We start from the raw sequence: 4,370 nt of genomic DNA on the forward strand, positions 1-4,370 counted from the left end.
TCAGCTGATCAGGTGACTCCCGGTGCTCGAACGCCGCCACAACCACCACCTGGGGAATTGCGTGACCATGAACCCTGGGCAATTACGTGACCGTCGACAGCGAAGGCGAGGAACTACTCGGCTTGCGTTCGTAGCGGCGGTGCAGGCGTCGGCAGCCGTTGAGCCAGGCGAAGGTCCGCTCGACTACCCAGCGGTGCCGTCCCAGGCGCTGGGAGGATTCCACGCGGCGGCGGGCGATGCGCGGTGCGATGCCGCGCCTGCGCAACCAGCGCCGCAGGTGGGGATAGTCGTAGCCCTTGTCCCGGGCAGCTCGAAGCGGGCCGGACCCGTGGCAAGCACGCCGTCGATCCGTGGCGCTAGGAGCCGGCTGTGACTCACCGAAACGCCCCGCTGTCGTTCGAGGGGCGGCTGCTTCTCGTGCGGCGCTGCCAGAACCGCCCGATCGCGCACGTCGCCGCGGAGATGGGGATCTCCCGCTCGTGCGCGTCGAAGTGGGTCAACCGCTACCGCCAGCACGGCGAACGCGGACTGCTGGACCGTTCCTCAACACCCCGACGCCAACCGACCGCGACCGACACCGACGTGGTGGCAAGGATCGATGCGCTCCGCCGTGCCGAGAAGTGGTCTGCCTCCCGGATCGCGTTCGAGCTCCAGGCCGACGGGGTGTCGATCAGCCGCCGCACGATGTCGCGGCGCCTGCTTGCCCTCGGGCTGAACCGGCGTCGCTTCATCGACCCCAGCGGCGACTCAAACCGGGAGCCACGGAAGATCACAGCCCGCCGTCCAGGCCACATGGTCCACATCGATGTGAAGAAGGTCGGCCGGATCCCAGAGGACGGTGGACGGCGAGCCCACGGACGGGCAAGCAGCCAGGCCAAGGCCCTGGAGCGCTGCAAGAAGAAGGGTGAACGCGGCGGCTACGTCTACCTTCACTCCGCCGTCGACGGATTCAGCCGCCTCGCCTACACCGAGGCGCTGCCCGACGAGAAGGCCGCGACCGCCATCGCCTTCCTGCACCGAGCCAGAGCCTGGTTCGCAGCCCACGGCATCACCCGGATCGAACGCAACGTCACCGACAACGGCGCCTGCTATCGCGCCGACGCGTTCGCCCTGGCCCTGCTGGGATCCCGGCACCAGCGCATCACGCCCTACACCCCTCGCCACAACGGCAAGGTGGAGCGCTACAACCGGAGAATCGCCGAAGAGTTCCTCTGCAGCCGTACCTGGTTATCCGAAGAACAACGGCCCGAAGCCCTCAGAGTCTGGAACGTCCACTACAACTACCACCGTCCGCTTGGCGGAGCCGGAGGCCAACCGCCAGCATTGCGACTACGCGACGGTGGTAGCGAACGTCCTGGCCTCTTACAACTAGGGGTCCCTCCAAGCAGCGTGCTTGCATCACCAGAAGCATCGGGTGGGGCCTGGGTCGTGGGGACGGGCGGCAGCACGTTCCTCCTCCGCAATCCGCTGCTGATCCCGATGCAGGGCGTCCACTCGGGCCTCGGGGGTGACGGCCTCGCCGACGGTGATCGCCGCCGTGCCGGTGATTTGAGTCAGGGAGTAGCGGACGGGAGAACGGCTGGACCGCGTCGGCAGGTGCAGGCGGGCGACGCCTGCCGGGAGCTCGGCACGCAGCGCTCCGTGCCAGCGGATCCACAGCGCGGGGCGCCCTCGGAGGGCCTCGTCACGGAGCTTGTCGACGCAGTGCTGTCCTCCGCGCGGTCGATCTCCACGGCGATCGACGGACCCTCCTTGCGAATCAGGCGAAGATCTAGGTAAGCAGACCAAGACGGCGACCAGTAGGAAACGCAGCCTCCGCTCATAAGGCGAGGCGGGTCGATGCAGCGATCTGACCCGCCAGCCTGACACGTGGGCCCACTGAGCTACCGCGCGGGTGATGCGCTGGGTTGCTTCTTTGCCGGTCAGGCCGGTGAAGGAGAAGCGGGTGGCGGACAGGTACGCATGTGGGCAGCGGCGAGGATTGCGGACTCGCCTGACGCTATCGGGTCGATGGCCATCCGCTGATTCTCTGCCTGGGCACTGACAACGGCCGGGCATAGCTACGGACCAGCTGGAACATGCCCGGGGCCTGCGTGGAAGGCATCACGGCATGACGTGGTCCTTGCCCGAGCCGATGCTGACCGTGGCCGTGGACAGCCCTGCCCTCCCCCCCAGGATGGGCACAGAGCCGAGGTGGGCCGGTTCTCCAGACACTTGAAGTTGTCTCATCCGAGTGACAGCTCGGCGTCTCTCAGCACCCTTCCGATCGGCACCGGAAGACCGCACAGCCCTGCAGCCTCGCGCCACAGGCGTGGACGCGAACCGTGACATCCACATGACATGCCACCGTTAACTTAACAGCGACAACCTGAGGGGTCGCGATGACCATCACCGGGCAAGACGTCTACACCTTGGCGCCGTTCGCCAGGACGCTCGGGATACGCTTCAGAGCCCTCAAGGCCGACGCTGTCATCGCGCAACTCGCCTACACGCCCGAGCAGTCCACCGTCGGCGCCGCGATGCACGGCGGGGCATTGATGGGGCTGGCCGATGTAGCCGGCGCCGTGTGCGCCACGCTGAACGGGACCGCCGACACCGTCCCCGCGACCATGGAATCCACCACCCATTTCCTGCGGCCCGTACACGGCACCGGCGCCTTCGCGACCTCCCGCCCGCTGCACGTCGGCAAGTCAACGGTCGCCGTGGAAATCGACATCAGGGATGACAAGGACCGGCTCTGCGTCCGCGTCACTCAACTCGTCGCCCTCCGGAGGCGCCAAGGCTAAGGGACCCGGCCAGACCACGACCGACGGCCGCGCCAGCACAACCGAAGGCCGTCGGCGCAGTCGCGCCAAGCGAGGCCACGGCGGCCGACTGAGGGACGAGCTCATCGAAGCGGCCGGCACGCTGCTCGACGACGCCGGCGAGGACGGCGTGACCATCCGTGCGGTGGCACAGACTGTCGGGGTCAGCACCCCCTCGGTATATCTGCACTTCGACAACCGACTGGAACTGCTGCACACCGTGTGCCTCGGGGTCTGGGACGAGCTCGGCCGACGGATGCTGAGCATCAGCGCCCAGACCACCGACCCGTTCGCCGAACTCCACCAGCGCAGTGTCGCCTACATCAGGTTCGGGCTCGACCATCCCCTGCGCTACCGCCTGGTCGCGACCGGGCCTGCGACAGCCGCCACTGAGCAGGTCGCCGACGCCTGCTTCCGATTCCTGCGGGAAACGGTGCAGCGATGCGCCGACGCCGGCGTGCTCCACGGCGATGTGACGGCGCTGACCCGGGCCATCTGCGCGTGCCTGCACGGTGCCGTCTCGCTGCTGATCCTCCAGCCGACCTCGAAATGGCCCCACGACATCCCCCAGTACGCAGACGATGCCGCCACCCTCACCTGCCAGGGCGCCGCCGCCCTCTCACGCGCGCACCATGGCCGCTACGAAACGTGAACTGTTCTGCCCTGGGCAACGCTCCGCTACGCCTCGCTGGCGTTCTCATCGGCCGACGGTTGGCGCAGCGGTCGGCGGCCGGCCTGCACGGGGCGGAAAAAGGGCTGATCCTCCATGCCCTTGCGGTGGTGCTGGCGCAGTTCGCCGCGCTGGCCGAAGAAGATCCGCCGGGCCAGGCGGTGGCGGGCCTCGGCGATGTTGAGCTGCTTGCCGATCATGCGCGGTTTTGAAGTGGCCCAGACAGCGAACTGATGTCTCATGAGGCACTTGCTTCACGGGCAGCGGGCCGGGAACCGGCGCCGGATGCGGCCGGGGTGGTGGGGCGTCCGTCTCGTGGGCGGCGGCGTGCTGCAGGCCTGCGCCGACCGGGCTGGGCAGGGGCCAGGCCAACTCCGCCCGGCCGCTGCCCGCGCTGACCCACTGCACGCCCTGAGCGTCGAAGTGGAGCTGGTAGCACGCGGGGTCACCGGCGGCCCGCCAGCGGGTAGCTTCACCGGCTCCGGCGCGCCCGCGTCGCGCAGATGCGGCAGGCCACGGCCGCGGTCACCCCGGTGCCCGTGCCGATGTCGAGGACACGGTCGCCCGGGCGCAGCTCCAGCTCCTGCAGCAGGCCCGCGGTCATCCCGACTGTGCTGGGCATCGAGGTGATGGAGCCCCCGCAGCCGGGGGGGGCCGGGATGCGGCCGAGGATCGGCTCACCGTCGTGCTGAATCAGCACGCTCTCCCCCGCCGTACAGCACATCGAGCGGTTCCACCCGGTGCGAGGGCGTCGCTCAATCCAGCAGTCCCAGCGCGGCAGCTTCTCCTCCGGCCGGCTGCGCCGTACGTACGCCTGCGGCATCAGATCCTCCCACGGCAGGCCGAGGAGCGCTTCTCGTAGTGGGCCGGGACGTAGATCCCCCGAGATCTCGGGG

Annotated in this window: 3 protein-coding genes and 3 pseudogenes; 3 read left to right on the forward strand and 3 right to left on the reverse strand. The window is 68.8% G+C overall.

Annotated features, from left to right (window positions below):
- Positions 1-121: 121 nt before the first annotated feature.
- Positions 122-304 (reverse strand): annotated as a pseudogene (locus tag C3488_RS39225) (transposase); the annotation flags it as partial.
- Between the two features lie 65 nt (positions 305-369).
- Between C3488_RS39225 and C3488_RS39230 the strand changes: the two are divergent.
- The 3 genes and pseudogenes from C3488_RS39230 (at position 370) to C3488_RS39245 (ending at position 3,456) form a co-directional block, all read left to right on the forward strand.
- Positions 370-1,372, forward strand: a pseudogene (locus C3488_RS39230) (IS481 family transposase).
- A gap of 1,009 nt (positions 1,373-2,381) precedes the next feature.
- On the forward strand, positions 2,382-2,786 hold the full coding sequence (locus tag C3488_RS39240; protein ID WP_103845586.1) for a PaaI family thioesterase: 405 nt from the start codon (positions 2,382-2,384) through the stop codon (positions 2,784-2,786).
- Entirely contained in the window at positions 2,722-3,456 is a 735-nt protein-coding gene (locus tag C3488_RS39245) for a TetR/AcrR family transcriptional regulator (protein WP_103845587.1), read from the forward strand. The genes C3488_RS39240 and C3488_RS39245 overlap by 65 nt, the downstream gene beginning before the upstream one ends.
- A 26-nt stretch (positions 3,457-3,482) precedes the next feature.
- On the opposite strand, the gene C3488_RS39250 is transcribed toward C3488_RS39245, so the two are convergent.
- Positions 3,483-3,674, reverse strand: coding sequence for a Tn3 family transposase (locus C3488_RS39250; protein WP_103845588.1), 192 nt, complete (start codon positions 3,672-3,674; stop codon positions 3,483-3,485).
- A gap of 272 nt (positions 3,675-3,946) precedes the next feature.
- A pseudogene (locus C3488_RS39255) lies at positions 3,947-4,370 on the reverse strand (protein-L-isoaspartate O-methyltransferase); the annotation flags it as partial.

Source organism: Streptomyces sp. Ru72, assembly GCF_002920635.1.
In the GTDB taxonomy this organism is placed as follows: domain Bacteria; phylum Actinomycetota; class Actinomycetes; order Streptomycetales; family Streptomycetaceae; genus Streptomyces.

Excerpts from the sequence above, each read along its gene's own strand:
- C3488_RS39240 (WP_103845586.1), top strand. The coding sequence starts at position 2,382 with ATGACCATCACCGGGCAAGACGTCTACACCTTGGCGCCGTTCGCCAGG.
- C3488_RS39245 (WP_103845587.1), top strand. The coding sequence starts at position 2,722 with ATGACAAGGACCGGCTCTGCGTCCGCGTCACTCAACTCGTCGCCCTCC.
- C3488_RS39250 (WP_103845588.1), bottom strand. The coding sequence starts at position 3,674 with ATGATCGGCAAGCAGCTCAACATCGCCGAGGCCCGCCACCGCCTGGCC.